Below are 20,826 nucleotides of genomic sequence, written 5' to 3'. Positions count from 1 at the left end.
ATAATTATATCATTTATGCAATTATTTCTCAATAATAAAGGGGCAAAAGTCTATAGTATAATCTATTCTACTAAAATATACTCCGGAGTGTACAGTATATTTCCATTTTTATCACTAATTTCTATAATACTTCCATTACTCCACTCAGGACGTATATTCACAGATTTGCCTTTACTGTCAATTTCATATAACATCACAACATATTTATAATTTATACCATATTTATCTTGAACATTTACACATAACATAAATTTATCGTTAGCGTTAAGTTCTATACTATCATTTACAGGAATATCCATATGATCTGACAATTCTACTTCTTGCTCACTTACAATCGTTCCATTTAAATACTTACCGAGACTTGCTTTTATTGGGCTGTTATTTTGAGAGTTTCCAAAATTCAAACTAATATCCCCATCAAATTTATATATACCTGAACTATATGACTCTTTACCACTAAACCCTCCAAATATATCTAAGAGATATTTGTACTGTAACTTAGAATATTCTTCGATTGATTCAATTTTTTGAATTCCATTTTGTTCTAAAATAATCTTTAGCTTAAAATCATCAAATATATACACGTCAAATGTGCATTTAAATGATGTGCCTTTCTTTTGCATAGGAATATTTTTATTATTTAATTGCAAAGTAGCAGTTAATTCATCTGAATACTCTTTAGGGGTTATAGTCAATGTAACTGGAACAGTATAATTATTTGGATTTAATTCACCTCTAATTTGAACATCATAGCTGTCAAGAACACTTGCTTGTTTTTTAAGCTTTGCATCAACATTTGTATAAATATTGTTTATATTATTTTCTAAGTTATTTATTTCATGTTCATTTTGTTGCATTTGCCTTTCAATTGAATTCTTAACGTTATTTAATTTGAACAAAGTAAAAACATTTAACAATACAAGCAAAATTATTATACTTTCTAAATTCTTTATTTTCATTTTTCCTCCGATAATTATAATTACGATTGTTTATGCTTCAAAAATAAATTATCTATGGCATAAGCAACCCCAGACTCATCATTCGAACGAGTAATAAATTTCGAGTGAGCCTTTATATCTTCCACTGCATTTTCCATAGCTACTGGAAATCCCACAGCTTCGAACATTTCAAGGTCATTGTAATTATCGCCAAAAGCTATTACTTCCTTTAAATCAATTTTTAATTCTTCTGATAATTTTTTGATAGCATCACCCTTAGAAACTCCAGAAGCCATTATATCTAGCAATCCTTTTGCAGATGTAACTACAGCAAGCTCTGTCACATCAGAAAAGTGTCTAGCAATTGAATCCTTTCGTTCATCATCTTTTTCAATTATAAGTACTTTAAAAATATCTTTTTCTAATAATTTATCTATTTCAGCATACTCTATATAATCTATCGGTATACGAAATTCCTGCGATAATGATGAGTTTAGGTTTTCATAATACTTTGCCCTTTGATTCTCGCTGTTTGAATATACCATATCTATTGTATATACTAAAAAATTCACTGCATTTTCAAAACAATATTTTATTACTTTTTCAGCGGTTTCCTTATCAATTAGCTTTTTATAAATAACTTCATCTGTTTCAATTTTTTTTACTAGCCCACCGTTACAACATATTATATGTCCCTTCAATTCAAGCTGTTTTATATATGATTTCATCATCAAATCAGTTCTACCTGATGCTATAATAACTTCTATCCCCATTTCCTGTAATTTCTTTAATGCACTTTCATTTTCTATTGATATTAAACCATCTGAGTTTAATAAAGTTCCATCCATATCACAAACACACCACTTACATTTCATTATCTCACTTTTCCTTTCTGTATCTTTATTAGCTACACACTAATACTACGTTAACTACATAACTGTCATTCCAGCATCTACCAATTTATTTGTAACCAACTTCAACTTCCATAATGGGCAAAGTCTTTAAGTTGATTTTATATTTATTTTTTTATCATGAAAGTTTACCATTCTTATTCAATTTCTATTTTGCTTAATTTTTTTTTAATATAGCCTTTATAATATATAAAAATCATTAAAGCAAAAGATAAAATATATGTATACCACATATATTGAATTGAAGCAAAAAACAATATTTTTCTTAATATCACCGATATTAGACCCATTATTGGTAGATAATACATTTGTGATAAGAAGCCAATTATATTAATCAAATATCTTTTTAAAATAATCTCTTGAATTAAAACTAAAATTATACTAACAATCGCAAAACTATTGCCAATCAAAATAGATTGTTTCATGTTTTCAACATAATCATAAGATTTATATCCTATAAAAAACCAATATAAAACAAATACAATACTAAAAATAAAAATTCTAATACCATACCAGTTTAACTTTGTTATTAAATAATTAAGTAAATAACCTATTACAAATGGTGATATGGAAAATAGAAATAATTTTAATTTATTCATATAACTCACTCCTTAATTTTATGATTAAAAAATACTTGCTTTTATCCTATAATCTATTTAAATTTTCCCCTTTTTCTATTTATATTAAACTTATGGGTGTTAATATACTATTGAAAAATAACATAATAGTATTGTACATTAGTTAGAATAAAATTACAAATAATTCCGCTAAAATGTCATCTTGAATTTTGTCTAATTCTTTTACACAACAGATATATTATCGTAATAAAATTTATTGTTTTTGCCTTGCGTTAAACTCAAATTTTCTCAACTGTGTTGCTACACAATATAAAAGTCGAGAAAGCAATTCTTCATAGCTTACTCGACTTTTATCATCTTTTTACACTTTTAATATTCACATAGAAAGATTCCTATTTTAAGTAATATATATTTTATAAATTCTTCTGCTTAAATATATAAAATTGTCGAAATACTCTTCTATATCACAAAAACTTTAATTTATTGCTTCACCATCTATTACATCTCTTGGATGAGGAGGTATATCAATTCTTTCCTCTATATCTGGTACAGCCCCAAGTTGTGAAACTTCAATCATATTAATCTCATAGTCGGATGTTGTGTTTGGGAACAAGCGTATATTATATAAATTAGTAGCAAAATATCCAAAAGCATCTACTCTTAAATTGTATGTAGAAAAGCCATATTCTGGTCCTACTATTTGAGTTCCTAATTCATATGCCATAGGCAATTCTATTCTTATGGGGTTTATTGTAGTTATTAAATGCATAATCGGAACATCTCTACGCATACCATCAGTTACATAGATTGTTATAGTTGAATTAGGTACCGGAGCTTTATCACTTTGTCTAACAATATTAAGTCTCATGAATCCTGTATTGTTTGCATTCCCATTTTCTAGCGTACTAGCATAAAAACCAGGATACATATTTGTATGAGGATATAAATTAAAACATTGTTTCATATACAAGTCGTTTAATTGTTGTTGATTTTTATTATACATTATACACGACTCCTTTATTAGAATTAAATAATCAATACTATCCATTATATGCGATTTAAGTTTTTTTGTTAAAATTCATCAGATCTTTATCTTTTCCATATCTAATTTATCATTATAAATTTCTACTGTTATTCTTTTATCTGAAGAAATAAAGATCAGAAAACCATTATATGATAATTTGTGCAACATTTCTTTTAAAATGTTATAATAAGTGCTATACAAAACTATTTACTCTAATGAACTTATAGTAAATAGTTATAAAACAAAAAATATTTATCCGATAGGAAGGTGAGAATAATGAGCAATCCTTGGGAAAAAGTTTCTCTCGAAGATTATGAGAATCACATGAAATTATCAACAGTACAGCAATTGCAGAAATTAAACGAAATTATGAAATCACAAATACATAAATATAAAATTGAAACAATTGCCCTTTTAGGTATAGCGGGTGGGAATGGTTTGGAGCATATAGATAGTTCAAATATTAAGATAGTTTATGGTATTGATATAAATCAAAATTATTTAGATGTATGTAAAGAAAAATACAAAAATCTAAATAATTGTCTTATACTCAAAAAATTAGATTTATCTAACATAGCAAATGATTTACCAGTGGCAGATATTATAATAGCAAACTTGTTTATTGAATATATTGGCATTGATATGTTTGTAAAACAATTATCAAAAAATTTTCCACCATATGTGTCATGTGTAATTCAAAAAAATCCTGATATTAATTTTGTATCAGACTCACCTTATGTAGAAGCATTAAATGAAATTTCATCATTGCATAGAGATATAAAAAAAGGTTCTCTTATAAAGGCTATGAGTACAATAGGTTACACATTGATTTTTTCTGATGAGCATTTATTACCAAATATGAAAAAATTTATTAGATTGGATTTCACAAATAACTAAAGTAGATTAGTACAATCTACATGATATTCTTTTATTGCTCTTTTTTAGAAAAGGCATATTAGACATAAACCTTATTCCTAATTCCTATTTAAATATACTAATTTCTATTACAAAAAATCAGCCCCAGTACTATTCTCAATAATTTTGCATATAATTATATGAACAAAATCTTTATTCAGTTTTAATATCAGTCCAGAATAAACACATAAAGTATTCATCAGCATATGTTCCATTTTCATATTTCAATGCATGTTTTTTTGTACCATAAATCTCAAAACCAAAACTTCTATACATTGAGATAGCACGACTATTTTGAGTAACAACTTCAAGCTCAAGTTGTTCAACACCCTTTTCTTTGCACCAATTAATACATTCCTGCATCATTATTTTCCCAATTCCTTTGTTCCAATAATCCTTTAACACTGCAATACCCATTCCTGCTCTGTGGAGATACCTTTTTTTATTTTGAATTAATCCAACTGAACAATTTGCTATGATTCTATCGTTTATTTCTCCAAGTAGAAAATGACTATTCTCATCATTCATATTATTCCTAATAAATTCACTTTCTTGTTCCAATGTAAAATCAAATTCACCAGGTTCACGTGCTAAGAATTTTGTTTCTTTATCAACAACCTGCATTTGATTTATTAACTCTTTAGCATCACCTACTTCTGGAATTCGTACAGTAAGTTTTTGACCATCTTTTAATATGTAGTCCTTCCTATAAAGTTCCATGGAATCCTCCTCGTTTTAAATTAATTAGTATATTATATTAATAATACTTTTCTGACGTAATTTATTACTGTTGTAATGCAAAGTTTGAAAATTGAGAAGCTATAATTAGTTAACTATTGTATTATTTCATATTGTACTTTTACTTCAGAAAGCAATGATGTTATTAATCTTTCATCATTACTTTTAACTGTTAATTGTGTAATATATTCTTTAATCTCATCAGGATTTAAAATAACTGTTTCCGAAACATATTCATCAGGTATTATATTATAATAAGGATACCAGTTTTCTGCATCTTTATCTTTTGTAAAATGATATTTGAGCTTTACAGTTTCTTTACTTTTATTTATAGCTTGAGTTTTATATGTCAGTAATTTTTTTGTAGGATTATTTGCATCCGGAGTCTCAATTTTTATAGTAGCATAATCTAAATTTAACGGCAGATAATCACGAACATTAATAATTTTATAAGCTAAAAATAATATTATTATAATTAAATAAAATATAAATCTTTTGGATTTTTTTGCTCTTCCCATGACTGTTTTCACAACTCCTTTTAATTTAATTTGTTTATATTCGGCCGTATATATTACTGTTTCGACTCAACATTAGAATATTGTTCACTATTAATTTAAAATATTTCGCAAAATCTACTTACTCATATTAATTCACATTTCTTTTAATAGATTCTCACTAATATTAGTATCCAGGTCCATGAAAAACTTCCATAAATTTCTGATAAATCTCGTCAGATGCAGCAATTATTCTGCCATCTGCAAATTCCACAGAAAATTGATTCATTTCTTTATTAATAAGCGTAAATGGTGCTATTTCATTTATAACGAGAAGAAAAGAAGCATTTTGAGAGTAAGTAATTTTTGCAGTGATTAGTTGATTGATATTTGAGTAAAATGGAATCTTCAATTGTTCTTTATATTTATCCATATAAGATTGCTAATTTTAATAATTGGTTATTCAGATTCATTATCAAATATCCAATCTTCAACTTTCTTAATTAATATAGGTTGAATCAGAGGGTATGTCCAATCTATCGTCAAATCATCAGACAAATATACCTTTTCCATTTCTGATTCTGGTAGTTTTTCAAAAGTTTTAATATCTGCATAATACAGCATACCATACATTTCTTCACCACTATTATTAACTCTATTTTTTCCAATAACCGAATAGACGCAAACTGAATTTAGGTTAAATTCACATGCTCCCGTTTCCTCAAATAATTCTCTCTTAGCAGTATCAATAATTTTTTCGTTTTCCTCTCTATGACCACCTGCAACCTCATAGGTATTACGTTGCCTATGCTTGCAAAAAACCCATTTCCCATTATGCCTTGCAACAATAACAGCAAACTTTAATAAACTATCTTCAACATTTTCATAAAATTTCACTTCTAACACATTAACCTCCAATAATCATACCTTTAATTAAAGATTATTGTCACTTGACAATATTATTTGTTTGAAATAATTAAGACTCCAGCACAATGAGATATTATTATATAATCAATGAAATATACATCATTTAAATGTTGTATGATTTCTTCTGCTACAAGATAAATTTCTTCATTGTCCCAATACTGTTTGTATTTTTCTTTACCCTTTTCTAATTCCCTTCTTGTTTTAAAAGCAACATCCCCTATAAGTATCTTTCCTTTGTCATTTAGCAGTGTTAAAAGTAATTTTACGAAATTAATTTTTTCTTTATCTGTTAAATGATGAATTGCATATGTACTAATTATATAATCAAAATGATGATTTCTAATATTCCTGCCTATTATTAATTGGTTCGTTTCTTATAATACTGTTGTTTGAATAAGAAGGTTGTGAACTAACACACACAACATTTGAATATTGTAAATTATTATTGTTTATTAATTTCAGTTTTAGATTAGTAATATCAATAAAATCTTCAAATACAGATTATGCTCATTTTACTTATTTTTTACCTGCCCTACAATTACTCCTGTGCAGATAACAAGTGTAATGCAAATATAAGTACCCATTCCCAATATACGACTTGTATCTCTATCTAATCCATTAACAATAACACTAAATGTTTCTGAAAAAACAATCCCAATAACCGCGACTACAATTCCTATTAAAAAGATTTTTCCAATTGATTTCAAAATATTGCCCTCCACTCATTATATAAATAATCTTTGCTGCACATAATTTTACATAAGAAAATTGTTATTAGAGATTAAATTTTTTAAATCTCTATCCAGTATCTTTCTATATATACATTATCAGGCTCACAATAAATTGTACTTTCAGATATTCCGCCATTAACTACTGTTTCGACGGAAAATCAGAATAGTGCGACGTATTAAAATGATACTTCTTTGAATATTTGATTAATTATGTTTTAGTTTTTCGCTAAATTTATCTTTCGGCCAAACTTCATTGCTGTCGATATATCCATTTTCATATTTAATTTCTAGGACAATAGATTCTGTTTTATCTTTAAAACTGTCAATTTTTGCTGACCATATATTTGTAAATAGGCTTTCGCTTTTAAATTGAAATTCTGATATTTCCATTTCATTATTTCTATAATTAATTATAAGTTGTAATTTTTCAGGTTTATAGAAACCAGAAATTAGATTCCCTTGCTGTGTAACATCTATTGCTAAACTTTGTAAATAGCCGTTACTTTCTTCATAACTCATATCAGATATTTCAATTCTGCCAGGTTTATAATAATCTTCTGGAATTTCTTTTTCTTCTATCGCTTTTATAACACTTCCTTCAGACATAATTTTATATTTATAGATTTTATCCAAAAAAAGTATTAATGATGATTTATACATACCGTTATCTTGTTTAATTGCTTCTTCCTTCACATATTTACCGCTTTCATCACTGTATACCAAGTACACCTTAGCACTCTCTTCTATTTCATTAAATGACCACTGAATATCTAAATGCACTTCTTGGTTTGTAGTTTTTTCGTAATCTATTATGAATTCTTCATTTATAACCCAACTATTATCATTTACAAATTCATCTAATCGACTACTTACATTTCTGTCTATTTTAGAAATAGAATTATTCAAATTTTCATAACTTGCTAACATATTATTACGTAAGTTCTTCACTTCATTTTCAGTTTCCTGAAGTCTTGTATATATTAAAAAATTAAGCACTATACTAAAAATAAACAGAGCCACTATTGCCTTCATTCCTTTATCCATAAATACCTCCATAAATTTTTCAAATTAAATAAATAACTCTTAATGTATATTACTATAATGATACGACACTTAATATTACAATTGTGTCGTAATATTTGAATATTACGTCACACTTTATTATGTTTTCTGTATCCTAATATAAATAAAATTACACCCATAATAATAAAAGCTGGAACAAAAATATTAGTAAATATACTCGGTAAATCAGGATATGTTGGAAAACTCCCTGTATGTGCATTCATCTGACCAATCCATGAAAAATAAGCTATAAACCTTTCTATTGAATATAAAATCCCGCTTGTAACAATAAATACCGTTCCTAAAATATAGCATAATTTTTTATCCATAATTACCTCCTATATAATTTATCTAATTCGTTTTATATTACTGATGCTTATAATTTGAAACTTCCCTTAATGTTTCTTCATAATTCATTCCACATTTTTTCATACTTTTCCAGAGGCTACAATGTTAATATCATATTTAATATAACTCTGTTTGCATCTTATTTTATAATTTCATATCGCACATCAGCATCCGTAAAGTGTGATGTAATTAATCTAACATCATCAGTTTTAACAGTTATTTCAGAATTTATATGTTCTACTTTTTCAGGTTCAATATGATATACCTCTGTAACATGTAAATCAGGTATTATATCATAATATGGATACCAATTTTCAGTTCCATCTTCCTTTGTAAAATAAAATTTTACATCTACAGGTTTTTTGCTTTTATTTACAACATACGTTTCAAAAGTAACTACTTTAATTGCAGGATTATTTACATCTGGGGTACTAATTTGAATTGTGGGTATTGGGTCTATATTAAAAGGTGAAGCATTCCTAAAAGACCATATTGAATAAATTGTAAAAAAAACAATACAAGGAACAAAAATAAAATCTATTATTTTATTCTTTTTATTTAAAACTTTAGTGATATAAAAGAAAAGTAATGATAATACGACTGCTATATCCATGTATATTATCAATTGTTTTAATCCCTGAGAATTGTACCTATTAAATGCTATAACTCCTATTATTTGCATTAAAATAGTATTAATTATTAAATAAATAAATGCTGGATTTTTTAAATTTTTCATATTCTAATCTCCTGATGTAATTTATATTTACTTACAAATTATTATATATAACAATTAAATCCTGACACAAAAGTTATTTAAAAATTATGAAGGAAAATATTCTTGTACTATTTTCTCTACTTCTGATACTGCTTCTTCTTTTAAGATAATATTAACCTTTGCAACTGGCTTGCAACGTTTAAATAATTTACTTGCTTTAAATTTAAATTGTATTATATTTGGCGATACCCAACTATAACTTTGAATTTTAGACCATTTATGAAATGTTCCAAATACAAATATTCCGTTTTCTCTTATTGCTGAACCTTTGAGACCTCTAATGATATACACAATTGAAAGTGACATCCAAATAACATTTGATAAAATATTTCCCACAGACATATCATTATTGTAATTTCTAATAATGTTACGCTTTAAATGCAGTCCAAATGCAACAAAGAAAATACCCCACGTGACAACTTGAAGTATATAAAATATATTCTTTTCCTTTGCAATCAGTTCCCCACTACGTGTTAATGATTGCACTTCATATAATATAAGAATAGTAACAAAAACAATCAATACTATATTAAATCGCAAGTAATTACCTCCTGATACAATTCATCTGTCGCATTTACTATAATCTCGACATGTATTAATATATAAATTTTTGAAATTATCAACGACCTGCTGTGACTAATCCTTTATTATTATATATTTAAAAATTCATATAGTTCTTTTGCTTCTTTCAAAGAACTGCAAAATGTTATTCCAGATATTGGTTTCATATGTTGTATACGTTCTCTAATTGTATCAGTAGGAAATAAAAACTCGCGAAGACAATTTGCAACTTTAAATACATTCCTATTTTTATTTATATAGCATATTATTGCTTTCAAATTCTCTAAATCACTTATATCACCTATAGTACCAAAGTATCCGTCTTGATTATCTCTTGCAAATATATCAATCCTCGGAACAGCATAAAAATCAATTTGAGGAATGCAATCATCAAAGATAAAAAATACTGCATTTTTTTCTTCTATCATTAGATAATCTTTTCTATCTTTTATTTGCATACTATATATAGTTGTACCTGCTTGAACTATTTCTATTGGTTTTCCTTCTTCATTTTTGGCATAAATTGCAATACATGCACATTGTTTAGCATCTATGTACCGTTTCATAAACTTTCCTCCTCGTTCGCTTATCGTAGATTACAAAAATTACGAATTAACTAAACGATAAATTGTAAATTGTTCAATACAAACTATATCAAAACCATTTGCAAGGAATATTTAAAAAGACATCTTTATTGGGCTTAAATCCTATCTTTTCATAAAATCCTGTTGCTGTTTCTGTTTCGACCAACCACTCTGAATCAGGGAAATATTCCATACATCTTCTCATCAACTCTTTTCCAACCCCCTTATTCTGAAACTCTGGCTAACTCAGTATATTATGAAACAATACAAATCAACGACTTCTTGTAGCACCGCAATATTTGAAGATTCCGAATTAGCTATATTTATTTTTTATTTTTAAATATATATAATCAATTAGTTTTGGTCCACTATAACTAACAACTGCAATTATTAAAGCCTTATTAAATTGACTACCTATAAACAGATAATTGCATAATAAAAAAAACAAAGTAAACTTCAATAAATTTATAAAAAATTTCAAAGACACTACCTCCTATATGCAGTAATATATTACAGTTACGTCGTAAAATTTGAAAACTACGTATTAACCCCACTACTTAAATTAAATTTTAATCATTTACTAAGTCAATCGTAATCTTTTTACAGTTTTTACAAAGGTATGCTTCTTTAGTCCAACCATTCATATCACCAGAAATTATAATATCATCTTTTGATGAATCAGGTATCCAGAATATCTTTTTCCTTTTACGAGTCCAAAATATTTTCTTTACACTTTGAACAAATCCTTTATCCATCTCATCTCCACAATATGGACATAACATTTGAACACCTCCTCTTGTTTCATCTAATTATACCTTTACAAACCAAATATTTGGAAATTTGAAGCTATAATAACCTACTTAAATTCAAACTTTACCATTCTGTGTTTACTTATAAACCCAGCTTTTTCGAGAGCTTTTTTAGATGGATAATTATAATTTTGAGTTTCTTTTTCCAAATCGAAAAAAAGTCTACATTATCTGCAAACCTATTAATTTCTTCAAGGTCTTTTAAATCCTCTCTGGTAGCTAACCTGAACTTGATATTTTCAAATTCAATTGTCGAATACTTTGTATCTGTATCGTCTCTAAAAAGATAGGCATTACAAGAGGCTTTTTTGTGATAATCAAAACAAAGTGACATAAGTAGATTATCATATGATTTACTTTCAGATGCAACAATATAATTCATTTCTATTAGAAATTCAAATACTTCTTGCAAGTAAATTTGTGCATTGTCAACTAAATAAAACTCCCATAAAGTTTTCTGTGAATCTACACAGATATACTCCACACAAGCCGAATTAATATGAATTTTATTATTATAAATTATTGTACCACATTTTGGAATTTTAGTAAATGATGTTAAGAAATTTAGTCAAGGAGTTTATGGCTTTATTAGAGAGAGGGAAGGATAGAGATAAACCAGGATGGAAGCCATAAAAAAAGACTCCTATGAATTTTATTTTATCATAGAAAGCTATTTTTTAAATTAATTTACATACTTTTCTTCACAGACTCTTTTATTTGATGAATGCACAATTCTTGTCCCCCCCTAATAAACTTTCCCCCAAAACGAAAATAAACCCCTATCATCTTTCACCCCCTCCACCATTGATATCAAGCCATTCTTCAATTTTACCTTCGGTTAATCTAATTTTAATGAACTGGCAGACTAATTCAGCATTCTTGTCAGTTTTTCCACTTCTTCAGATAATAAAGTCATATCAAGAATAAGCAATAATAGAAAAGTAATAAGAAGAAGTTGCGGGGTTAAGGGGCAAGTTTTAATAAGCAATATCTAATCTATTTATCAATCAATTTTCTTTTCGGTACGATATCTTAATACATGTAGTTCAGAGCCAAAATCAATTTATATTTCAATGTTTTTATCAATTCTAGTAATCAATATTTTTTATCTTAATGCTTAATTCTTCTCCTTTTATCTATCTTTTACACATCCAGATAGTTTTCAGGCTATTCTATCCACATTTCAATATTTTTTTCAATTATGTTTTCCATTTTTATTCTAATTTCAATGGTTTTTACTTGTTAGTGTTTTTCGGTTTAGGTTTTTCTATCGATCTTTTTCCATCATTCTTTTCTATTCTCTTTATCCATCAAAATATAGATCAAAACAAAAAAAGCACGCTCTGGACTTCCGGGGAAGGTCCTTTGAATGTGCTTTTTGATAAAACTATTTTGATTTTTGATAAGAGATTATTTTGGGGTGACAAATTCGTCCACCATTCTAAAACTCTCGTCTGCCTTCCATAGCTCTCATAAGTGTTAATTCATCTGCATATTCTATATCTCCACCAACTGGGATTCCGTGCGCTATACGCGTTACTTTTATTCCCAATGGCTTTATTAGTCTTGATATGTATACTGCCGTTGCTTCTCCTTCTATGGTTGGATTTGTAGCAAGTATAACTTCTGTTACACCTTCATTTAGTCTACTGATTAAGTTTTTAATATTTATCTCATCAGGACCTATACCGTCCAATGGTGAAATTGTACCATGCAGTACATGATATAAACCTCTATACTCTTTTGTACGTTCCATAGATGCTATATCTCTTACATCTTCTACAACGCATATAATAGAATTATCCCTTTTGAAGTTTCCGCATATATTACATATATCACCTTCGGTTAAATTTCCACATGTTTTACAATGTTTTGTAAGTTTCTTAGCATTAACTATAGCTTTTGCTAGCTCCACAACTTCATTACCTTTCATATCAATAACATAGAAAGCGAGACGTTGAGCGGTTTTTCTACCTATACCAGGAAGCTTTGCAAATTCTTCTATTAATTTAGTTATTGGCGCTGTATATTGTTCCATCGGTTATAATCAACCTTTCTTCTCTTCTTCTAGCTCTCTAATTTATAATTATGTTAATAAATAATGCTGATTAGAATAACCCTGGAATATTTACCCCACCTGTAACTTTTTTCATTTCACTTTCCATCATTTCATCAGCTTTTCTAAATGCTTCATTTATAGCTGCTACTATCATATCTTCAAGCATTTCTACATCATCTTTATCTACAACCTCTGGGTCTATTTTTAACTCAACAAGGGATTTTTTTCCTGTAACTTTAACGCTAATTGCTCCACCGCCTGCTGAAGCCTCAACCTCTTTTTGCTCAATTTCTCCTTGCACTTCTTCCATTTGTTTCTGCATTTTTTGAACTTGTTTCATCATACTGTTCATATTTCCGCCACCTGGCATTCCCATTGGCATTTTTCTACCTTTCATACCCATTACTAATCCTCCTGATTAAATTCTACTTTGTCTTCACCAAATTCATTTTTTAAATCTTCATATATATCTTCTATTGTTTGTTTCGGCTTTGACTGTTTTTTTTCTTCATTTCTTATAATAAATTCTACTTCGCATTCTGTATTAAGAAAGCCACTTAGAATTTCTTTAAACTTTGTTTTATTTTTCGATTGATTTGCAGCATTTATGTGAAATGTAAATTTAGGATCAAATTCAAATACTATTTTTTTATTTTTCACCTCAACTATGTTGCATTCTCTAATTATTGCCTGAAGTCCTGCATTTTCACTTCGTATTTTCCTTAATATGTTCTGCCATCCATTAACTACTCCATTATAGATTTCTTCATCACCCATATTTCTAGGAATAGATTTTTTCACAGGCTTTTCTTCTTCGCTTTTTTCAGATTTTATAGAAGGTTGATCTTTTGTAAGATTTATTGCAGATTTTTCAACTTCTTTTTGTTTTGGTGATGTATTTACTTGCTTAATGTATATTGGTTTGTCACTTTTTATACCATTTTCAAGCATTTCAATTCTTTTAACCAATTCTTCAATATTAAAGGTATTAGAGTTATGCATCATTTTAATAAGTTTAGTCTCTAGAAGAATTTTTGGATTTAATGCCCTCTTACAATCAACCTGAGTTGAAGATAATTCCTCTATGTAATAAACTATTTCATCTATAGATATTTTTTCACTTATTACTTTAAGTTCATTTACAGCATCTTCTGAAACTTTTGTCAAATTATCTATTGAATTAGTTGTTTTTATAATTAATAAATTCCTAAAATATATGATTAACTCATCTAAGAAAAAACTTAACTCTTTTCCCTTATCTAGTATATCATCAACTAATACCATGGTTTTTTCAATATTCTTTTCTAATAAAGAACTTGCTACTTCCATAATCGTTTGATAATTAACTGTACCTAGTAAATTTATTACAGTTTCGTAATCAATTTTATCATTCGTAAATGATAAACATCTATCCAATATACTTTGTGCATCTCTCATAGCTCCTTCTGAATTTGATGCTATAAGCTTCAGTGCATTTTCGTCTATATCAACATTTATTTCATCACAAATTTTCCTCATATTTTCTACAATAGTAGGTATTTTTATTCTATGCAAATCAAATCTTTGACATCTAGACAAAATTGTAGGTGGAATCTTATGTGGTTCTGTTGTTGCTAGTATAAATAGTAAATGTTCTGGTGGTTCTTCTAATGTTTTAAGAAGCGCATTAAAAGCACCCTTTGACAACATGTGAACCTCATCTATTATATATACCTTATGTTTGCTATTTACAGGGAGAAATTTCACCTTATCTCTAAGCTCCCTTATATCTTCTACTCCATTATTTGAAGCTGCATCCATTTCAATAACATCCATATTTGTTTCATTAAGTATACTCTTACATGATTCACATTCATTGCATGGATTACCATCATGATTATTAGTACAGTTTACTGCTCTAGCAAATATTTTAGCAGTAGAAGTTTTTCCAGTACCTCTAATTCCAGTGAACAAATAAGCATGAGCAATATTATCTGATAAAATTTGATTTTTTATAGTTTTAGTCACATGCTCCTGACCTAAAACATCATCAAATATTTTTGGTCTAAACCTTCTATATATAGCTTGATGCGACACGAACTCACCACCTAATTATTTTGCGTTTATCATTTATTTTATAAAAACTTTAAATAATTATAGCACATAAAAATACGTTGCACAACTTTTAAATGAAAGTTTCAGAACGTATTTTGTATAATTTTAGCATTGATAAATGATAGTTTACACCATAAATAGTTGAATTATAACAAGGTATAATATATACTAATATCAAATATATGCATTTCATATTTTTAATACTTGAAAGGAAATCAGATTATTATGTTTAATGTATACAATGTAACGAAAAAATATGGCAGGTTCATCGCCAATAACAAAATAAGTTTTAGTGTTGAAGATGGGCAAATAGCTATTTTACTTGGTCCTAACGGTGCTGGTAAATCTACTATAATTAAATGCATTGCCGGTCTATTGAGATTTGAGGGAGACATAGATATATGTGAGCACAAAAATAAAACAATTGAAGCGAAAAGGCTTTTAGGTTATATCCCTGAAATGCCAGCTGTTTATGATTTGTTAACAGTAGGTGAGCACCTTGAGTTTATTGGAAGAGCATATGAGCTTGATAATTGGCAGAACTATGGTGATGAACTTCTTACTAGGTTTGAATTAATGGATAAAAAGAATAAACTTGGCAAGGAGCTTTCAAAGGGTATGCAACAAAAACTTAGCATCTGCTGTGCTATTCTTCACAAACCAAGAGTAATTATATTCGACGAACCTATGGTTGGGCTCGACCCACATGCAATTAAAGAATTAAAAAAAATGTTTGTAGAATTAAAAAACGAAGGAGCTTCTGTTTTAATAAGCACACATATGCTAGATAGTGTTGAAGACTATTGGGATGTGGCACACATTATGGTAAATGGATCCTTTGAGGCAACTAAGTATAATAATTCAGAAGATAAGAGTGATAAAACTCTAGAACAGCTTTTCTTTGAAATTACGGAAAAGAAGTGTGATGATCAATGAAAGCATTAAGTTATCTTTTTTTCACAACAATTAAAAATTCTATAAAGGAATTAAGAAAAAATCCCGGGAAACTTATTGCTATAATTTTCTTCATAGCAATGCTGGCTTTAGTTATTTTTTCAAGATCCTTAGATTCCGATTTACCATCTGATAATTTAAGAAATACGAATGAACTTTATGCTATTGTATTTGCTTTATATTCATACCTATTTATAGCAACAAGCTTAAAAGGTTTGTCATCAGGCGCAAGCTTTTATTCTATGGCTGATGTTAGTTTATTGTTTTCAACTCCCATATCAACCAAAAGGATATTAATATATGGCCTTATAAAACAAATGGGAACATCTTTGTTAGTTGGAGTTTTTTTGATATATCAATACGCATGGCTAAATATGACCTATGGATTATCATTTGGTGGGCTTATTGTAATTCTAATAGGATATTGCATAGTTGTTTTTTGTTCTCAACTTGCAGCAATGGCAATATATTCATTCTCAAGCAATGATGAAAAACTTCAAGCAAAAATTAAGTTCATTATAGTAGGATTATCTGCTTTAGTTGTTTCTTATATTTTTTATAAAACTGTAACTGGCACTGAAAATATTATAGATTCTGCTGTTGAGGCTACAAATTCATTTTGGCTAAATTTACTTCCAGTTGTAGGCTGGGTAAAAATGGCTGTAGTTGGCGTTTTCTCAGCTAATTATATTCATATAATTAGTGGTGTTGGTTTAACTTTACTTTCTATTTTTGTAATTGTATATGCTATAACTAAAATTAGGTCTGATTTTTATGAAGATGTGCTTCTAGCTACCGAGGTGTCCCATAGTGCAATAACAGCTAAAAAGGAAGGCAATATAACTGATGCAAGAAAAAATGTAAGGGTTGGTAGAATAGGCATAAATAGAGGAACAGGAGCTGATGTTTTCTTTTATAAACATTTAATTGAAAATAGGCGTTCGGGACTTTTTTTAATAGATAAGACATCCATAATATTTATAATAATATCAATTGTATATGCTTTTTTCACAAGTAATGTAATTAATCAAAATTCTGAAAATATATTGCCTATATTTATTTTTTCAACATATATGCAAATTTTTTCAACAGCTACTGGAAGATGGATTCGCGAACTTAAAATGCCATTTGTCTACATGATACCAGTCAATCCGTTTTTAAAACTTATTAAAATATCCAAAGAAAACATTTTAAAGATAACAACAGAAGCTATCATACTATTTATTTCCATTGGTATACTGCTAGATATCTCTCCTATTAATATAGCGGTATGTATAGTAGCAAGAATAGGATTTGGTATTTTATTTATGTCAGGTAATATATTGACAGAAAGGCTATTAGGTTCACTTAATAGCAAAGTAATAATTATGTTCTTATATATTATAATAATGATGATACTTGCTTTACCAGGGATTATAATTGCCATTTTTACATCTGCATCAATTAGTGTTTTAGATCCTATCATTGCAGGTCTTTTAATCACATTCATATGGAATATATTAATTTCTGCATTTGTAATTTTCCTATGCAGGGATATATTAAACTACGCAGAACTAAACAACAGGTAGTTTATATAAAATTATTATAGAAACCAATGGGATTATATGTTAAAATACTTTTAATAGATAATAAGTTTAGGAGAATTCAAAATGGAAATAAAACAGGTAAGAGATTTAACTGTTATCTCAATAGATGAAAATAGGTATATGGGAATTTCTTGCGATTCCTGCGGAGCAATAGGAAATAAAGAATTTGATGTTGTTAAAGCATCTCCTCATATAGTAGCTCATCAAACTGCAAAAGTTGTTCTTGCTGAGCTTTTGAGTATGGGATTTGAACCCATTATACTATCAGATGGCTTAGCAGTAGAAATGAATGACACAGGAAAAGAATTAATAGAAGGTTTTACCAAGGCTCTATCTATGCTGAAAACATGCAACGTACATATGACGGGCAGCACTGAGGAAAATATGAAAACTGTTCAAACATCAATGGGTGTAACTTGTATTGGAATATGCCGTAAAGAAAAATTAAAATACAAGAAAACTAAAAGCACTGACATATGTGTTCTTTTAGGTTTACCCCTTGTTGGAAATGAAGTGGTTAATAATCCTGATAAAATAATGGATATCTCAGATTTTGAAAATTTATATCTAAGTGATTTCATACATGAAATACTGCCCATTGGATCAAGAGGTATTTCTTCTGAATTAAACGATCTATGTTCATATAATAATATAAACTTTAAATATAACTCAGATATTTCAGTAGATATTGCTAAATCAGCTGGTCCATCATGCTGCTGTTTAGTAACTATTAATGGTGATAACATGAAAAAAATTGATAATTTAATAAGAAAACCCATCGAAGTGCTAGGTTCATTTTATTAAATTATATAAAAACAGTGCAAATTAAATATCTGCACTGTTTTTATTATTATATATTACCCTATTATCTTTGAGCTTCGTACTGTCTTAAAAGCTTAACAAATAATTCAGGAACTTTTGCCATATTTTCAGGTGTTTCTACAAATGAAATACGGAATTGAGTATTTCCAGGATTATTTTCTCCAGACTTAATGTCATAGAATCCCTTCAAAGGTGCTACTAAAAGCGTTGTTTCAACTCCATTGTAGTTTACAGATCCTTCTTGTGCACAATATAATACAAAGTCTATTGCATCAAAACCTGGTTTTACAACATTTCTAACATCAATAACTGAGTAAATGGATGCATCTGGACTTGAAACTATCAAACCTGGTTCTTGCTCTTTCAATCCATTATATACATTAAATATTAGTTCTTTGTAATATTCACGTAAACTCTTGCACCAACCAACAATTTGGTCTTTATTTTCATGTGCAAGTGCTCCAAATATATACTGACCAATTGCATTAGCACAGAGATTTGCAGTATATTCAGCTACTGAACGATTATTAAACTCTGGATTATCAGTGATTAACGCACCAATTCTTAAACCACATGCATTCCAAACTTTAGATGTAGTTTCTATACTAATTCTTCTTCCTTCAATACCAGGTACATCTGCATCAGTAATACCCCAAATGCTAACAAGTTGGCTTCCTTCTTCATAAAATAATTCTCGATAAGCTTCATCACTTACCATCCACATATTGTATTTTACACATAATTTAGCAAGCTCTTTTAGTGTTTCGTAGTCATATAACTGTCCTGTAGGATTGTCATAAGGTATAACAAGAAGTGCTCCTGGATTATTATTTTTAATAGTTTCTTCAATTTTATCCAATTCAGGAAGACTAAACTTACCATCATCGCTTAAATGACGTTTTACAGTAACAGTAGTACGTCCTATTCTTTCTGCAAAGGATATATAATTTGTATAAGCTGGATCTATCATCATAAGTGGCTTGTCATCAGTACCTGCATCTCCACAAACACCAACTAACAACAATTCCATGCTAGAAGATCCACCATCAGTTATCTGAACAATTAATTTTTCAGTATCAAAACCTTCACACTTAAGAATGTTTTTAAATGCATCCTGGCACTCAACAAAGCCAGCAGTACTTGTATATCTTATTACTCCTTTTGAAAATGGGCTTTCAGGTGCGTCTAATGCAAACATCCTTTTCTGCATAGCAGGATTTGTTGGAAGCGAAACATTTCCAATACCTACATTAATTACTGCTTCTGGTTTAACCTTACGTTCATCATATTTCATCTGCGCTAGTCTAACATCCGATGGCGTCCTTGATTTAAAGTGATCTGATAATATTGGTTTACTCATTTAAAAGCCTCCTAAATTTTTATAATTACTATACCTTGACAAGGTTTTACCTTGATTTGAATTTTAATTTAAATTTATTGCATTCAACATGAGTATATCATAATTTAAGGAAATTATTTATTAATTTTTATTAATTGTTACAGAAAATCAAAATAATGAAACGATAGTTTTTGGCTTATTTAAGTGCTTTAAGCCATTACAAAATATTTACGAAGCAACATAATTAAATAATTTTAACAATTAACTTAAGTTAATCTTTTTGATATGCAAAAAAAGACAAAAAGATTCGATATATATCGAATCTTTAAAGTTTTGTATTTCTTAATCTCTGTTGTATTTTTTCTTAAACTTGTCAACTCTACCGCCTTGGTCGATAAACTTTTGTTTACCAGTAAAAAACGGATGACATTCTGAGCATATTTCAACTTTGATTTCATCTAATACTGAACCTGTCTCAAAAGTATTACCACATGCACATCTAACTGTTACTGTTTTATAGTCTGGATGTATTTCTTTTTTCATCCCGTTCACCTCTTTCCACTATCTTTTATATTAA

General features: G+C 28.4%; 25 protein-coding genes and 1 pseudogene. 4 read left to right on the top strand and 22 right to left on the bottom strand.

Annotation, left to right across the window (positions count from 1 at the left end):
* Positions 1-62 precede the first annotated feature (62 nt).
* The 4 genes from J2Z76_RS11775 to J2Z76_RS11760 form a co-directional block, all read right to left on the bottom strand.
* A complete protein-coding gene (locus J2Z76_RS11775) occupies positions 63-959 on the bottom strand; it encodes a hypothetical protein (protein WP_209512263.1) in 897 nt (298 codons plus the stop codon).
* A 20-nt stretch (positions 960-979) separates the two neighbouring features.
* Complete coding sequence (locus tag J2Z76_RS11770; protein WP_245210439.1) at positions 980-1,813, bottom strand: Cof-type HAD-IIB family hydrolase; 834 nt, start codon at positions 1,811-1,813, stop codon at positions 980-982.
* A gap of 173 nt (positions 1,814-1,986) precedes the next feature.
* Entirely contained in the window at positions 1,987-2,448 is a 462-nt protein-coding gene (locus J2Z76_RS11765) for a hypothetical protein (protein ID WP_209512262.1), read from the bottom strand.
* A gap of 454 nt (positions 2,449-2,902) precedes the next feature.
* Positions 2,903-3,430, bottom strand: a complete 528-nt coding sequence (locus J2Z76_RS11760) for a hypothetical protein (protein WP_209512261.1) — start codon at positions 3,428-3,430, stop codon at positions 2,903-2,905.
* A 297-nt stretch (positions 3,431-3,727) separates the two neighbouring features.
* Here J2Z76_RS11760 and J2Z76_RS11755 point away from each other — a divergent pair, with 297 nt between their 5' ends.
* The gene (locus J2Z76_RS11755) at positions 3,728-4,348 is read left to right on the top strand and encodes a class I SAM-dependent methyltransferase (RefSeq protein ID WP_209512260.1); all 621 of its coding nucleotides are present in this window, start codon (positions 3,728-3,730) and stop codon (positions 4,346-4,348) included.
* A 171-nt stretch (positions 4,349-4,519) separates the two neighbouring features.
* Here the strand turns inward: J2Z76_RS11755 and J2Z76_RS11750 are convergent, their stop codons facing one another.
* The 16 genes and pseudogenes from J2Z76_RS11750 to dnaX form a co-directional block, all read right to left on the bottom strand.
* A complete protein-coding gene (locus J2Z76_RS11750; RefSeq protein ID WP_209512259.1) occupies positions 4,520-5,086 on the bottom strand; it encodes a GNAT family N-acetyltransferase in 567 nt (188 codons plus the stop codon).
* 113 nt (positions 5,087-5,199) lie between these two features.
* Positions 5,200-5,622: a hypothetical protein gene (locus tag J2Z76_RS11745; protein ID WP_209512258.1), complete on the bottom strand. Its 423-nt coding sequence runs from the start codon at positions 5,620-5,622 to the stop codon at positions 5,200-5,202.
* A 163-nt stretch (positions 5,623-5,785) separates the two neighbouring features.
* Complete coding sequence (locus J2Z76_RS11740; protein WP_209512257.1) at positions 5,786-6,010, bottom strand: hypothetical protein; 225 nt, start codon at positions 6,008-6,010, stop codon at positions 5,786-5,788.
* Between the two features lie 47 nt (positions 6,011-6,057).
* On the bottom strand, positions 6,058-6,504 hold the full coding sequence (locus tag J2Z76_RS11735) for an NUDIX hydrolase (protein WP_209512256.1): 447 nt from the start codon (positions 6,502-6,504) through the stop codon (positions 6,058-6,060).
* Positions 6,505-7,037: 533 nt separating this feature from the next.
* Positions 7,038-7,232: a hypothetical protein gene (locus J2Z76_RS11730; protein WP_209512255.1), complete on the bottom strand. Its 195-nt coding sequence runs from the start codon at positions 7,230-7,232 to the stop codon at positions 7,038-7,040.
* A 228-nt stretch (positions 7,233-7,460) separates the two neighbouring features.
* Entirely contained in the window at positions 7,461-8,300 is an 840-nt protein-coding gene (locus J2Z76_RS11725; RefSeq protein WP_209512254.1) for a hypothetical protein, read from the bottom strand.
* Between the two features lie 107 nt (positions 8,301-8,407).
* Positions 8,408-8,647 (bottom strand): hypothetical protein, encoded by a 240-nt coding sequence (locus tag J2Z76_RS11720; protein ID WP_209512253.1) that lies wholly within the window; start codon positions 8,645-8,647, stop codon positions 8,408-8,410.
* Between the two features lie 158 nt (positions 8,648-8,805).
* Complete coding sequence (locus J2Z76_RS11715) at positions 8,806-9,402, bottom strand: hypothetical protein (RefSeq protein WP_209512252.1); 597 nt, start codon at positions 9,400-9,402, stop codon at positions 8,806-8,808.
* An 84-nt stretch (positions 9,403-9,486) separates the two neighbouring features.
* Entirely contained in the window at positions 9,487-9,981 is a 495-nt protein-coding gene (locus tag J2Z76_RS11710; protein ID WP_209512251.1) for a DUF5673 domain-containing protein, read from the bottom strand.
* 110 nt (positions 9,982-10,091) lie between these two features.
* On the bottom strand, positions 10,092-10,568 hold the full coding sequence (locus J2Z76_RS11705) for a hypothetical protein (RefSeq protein WP_209512250.1): 477 nt from the start codon (positions 10,566-10,568) through the stop codon (positions 10,092-10,094).
* An 88-nt stretch (positions 10,569-10,656) separates the two neighbouring features.
* Positions 10,657-10,815 (bottom strand): annotated as a pseudogene (locus J2Z76_RS11700) (GNAT family N-acetyltransferase); the annotation flags it as partial.
* Between the two features lie 340 nt (positions 10,816-11,155).
* A complete protein-coding gene (locus J2Z76_RS11695; protein ID WP_209512248.1) occupies positions 11,156-11,368 on the bottom strand; it encodes a PF20097 family protein in 213 nt (70 codons plus the stop codon).
* Positions 11,369-11,477: 109 nt separating this feature from the next.
* The gene (locus J2Z76_RS11690) at positions 11,478-11,894 is read right to left on the bottom strand and encodes a hypothetical protein (RefSeq protein ID WP_342455045.1); all 417 of its coding nucleotides are present in this window, start codon (positions 11,892-11,894) and stop codon (positions 11,478-11,480) included.
* Between the two features lie 942 nt (positions 11,895-12,836).
* Entirely contained in the window at positions 12,837-13,433 is a 597-nt protein-coding gene (gene recR, locus J2Z76_RS11685) for a recombination mediator RecR (protein ID WP_209512246.1), read from the bottom strand.
* A 70-nt stretch (positions 13,434-13,503) separates the two neighbouring features.
* Complete coding sequence (locus J2Z76_RS11680; RefSeq protein WP_425347565.1) at positions 13,504-13,851, bottom strand: YbaB/EbfC family nucleoid-associated protein; 348 nt, start codon at positions 13,849-13,851, stop codon at positions 13,504-13,506.
* An 8-nt stretch (positions 13,852-13,859) separates the two neighbouring features.
* The gene (dnaX, locus tag J2Z76_RS11675) at positions 13,860-15,530 is read right to left on the bottom strand and encodes a DNA polymerase III subunit gamma/tau (RefSeq protein ID WP_209512244.1); all 1,671 of its coding nucleotides are present in this window, start codon (positions 15,528-15,530) and stop codon (positions 13,860-13,862) included.
* Positions 15,531-15,773: 243 nt separating this feature from the next.
* Here dnaX and J2Z76_RS11670 point away from each other — a divergent pair, with 243 nt between their 5' ends.
* From J2Z76_RS11670 to J2Z76_RS11660, 3 genes are all read left to right on the top strand, one after another.
* Positions 15,774-16,484, top strand: a complete 711-nt coding sequence (locus tag J2Z76_RS11670) for an ABC transporter ATP-binding protein (RefSeq protein ID WP_209512243.1) — start codon at positions 15,774-15,776, stop codon at positions 16,482-16,484.
* Positions 16,481-18,070: a putative ABC exporter domain-containing protein gene (locus J2Z76_RS11665; protein WP_209512242.1), complete on the top strand. Its 1,590-nt coding sequence runs from the start codon at positions 16,481-16,483 to the stop codon at positions 18,068-18,070. Before J2Z76_RS11670 ends, J2Z76_RS11665 begins: the two co-directional genes overlap by 4 nt.
* Before the next feature lie 81 nt (positions 18,071-18,151).
* The gene (locus J2Z76_RS11660; protein WP_209512241.1) at positions 18,152-18,892 is read left to right on the top strand and encodes an AIR synthase related protein; all 741 of its coding nucleotides are present in this window, start codon (positions 18,152-18,154) and stop codon (positions 18,890-18,892) included.
* A gap of 61 nt (positions 18,893-18,953) precedes the next feature.
* Here J2Z76_RS11660 and J2Z76_RS11655 read toward each other — a convergent pair whose 3' ends face one another.
* Positions 18,954-20,270 (bottom strand): pyridoxal phosphate-dependent aminotransferase, encoded by a 1,317-nt coding sequence (locus J2Z76_RS11655; RefSeq protein ID WP_209512240.1) that lies wholly within the window; start codon positions 20,268-20,270, stop codon positions 18,954-18,956.
* Positions 20,271-20,591: 321 nt separating this feature from the next.
* Positions 20,592-20,792 carry a 50S ribosomal protein L31 gene (gene rpmE / locus J2Z76_RS11650; protein ID WP_209512239.1) on the bottom strand — a complete coding sequence of 67 codons (201 nt, stop codon included), beginning with the start codon at positions 20,790-20,792 and terminating at the stop codon, positions 20,592-20,594.
* Positions 20,793-20,826: the final 34 nt, after the last annotated feature.

Source organism: Sedimentibacter acidaminivorans, assembly GCF_017873955.1.
Taxonomy (GTDB): Bacteria; Bacillota; Clostridia; order Tissierellales; family Sedimentibacteraceae; genus Sedimentibacter; species Sedimentibacter acidaminivorans.
This window is presented reverse-complemented; position numbering and strand designations above follow the sequence as displayed.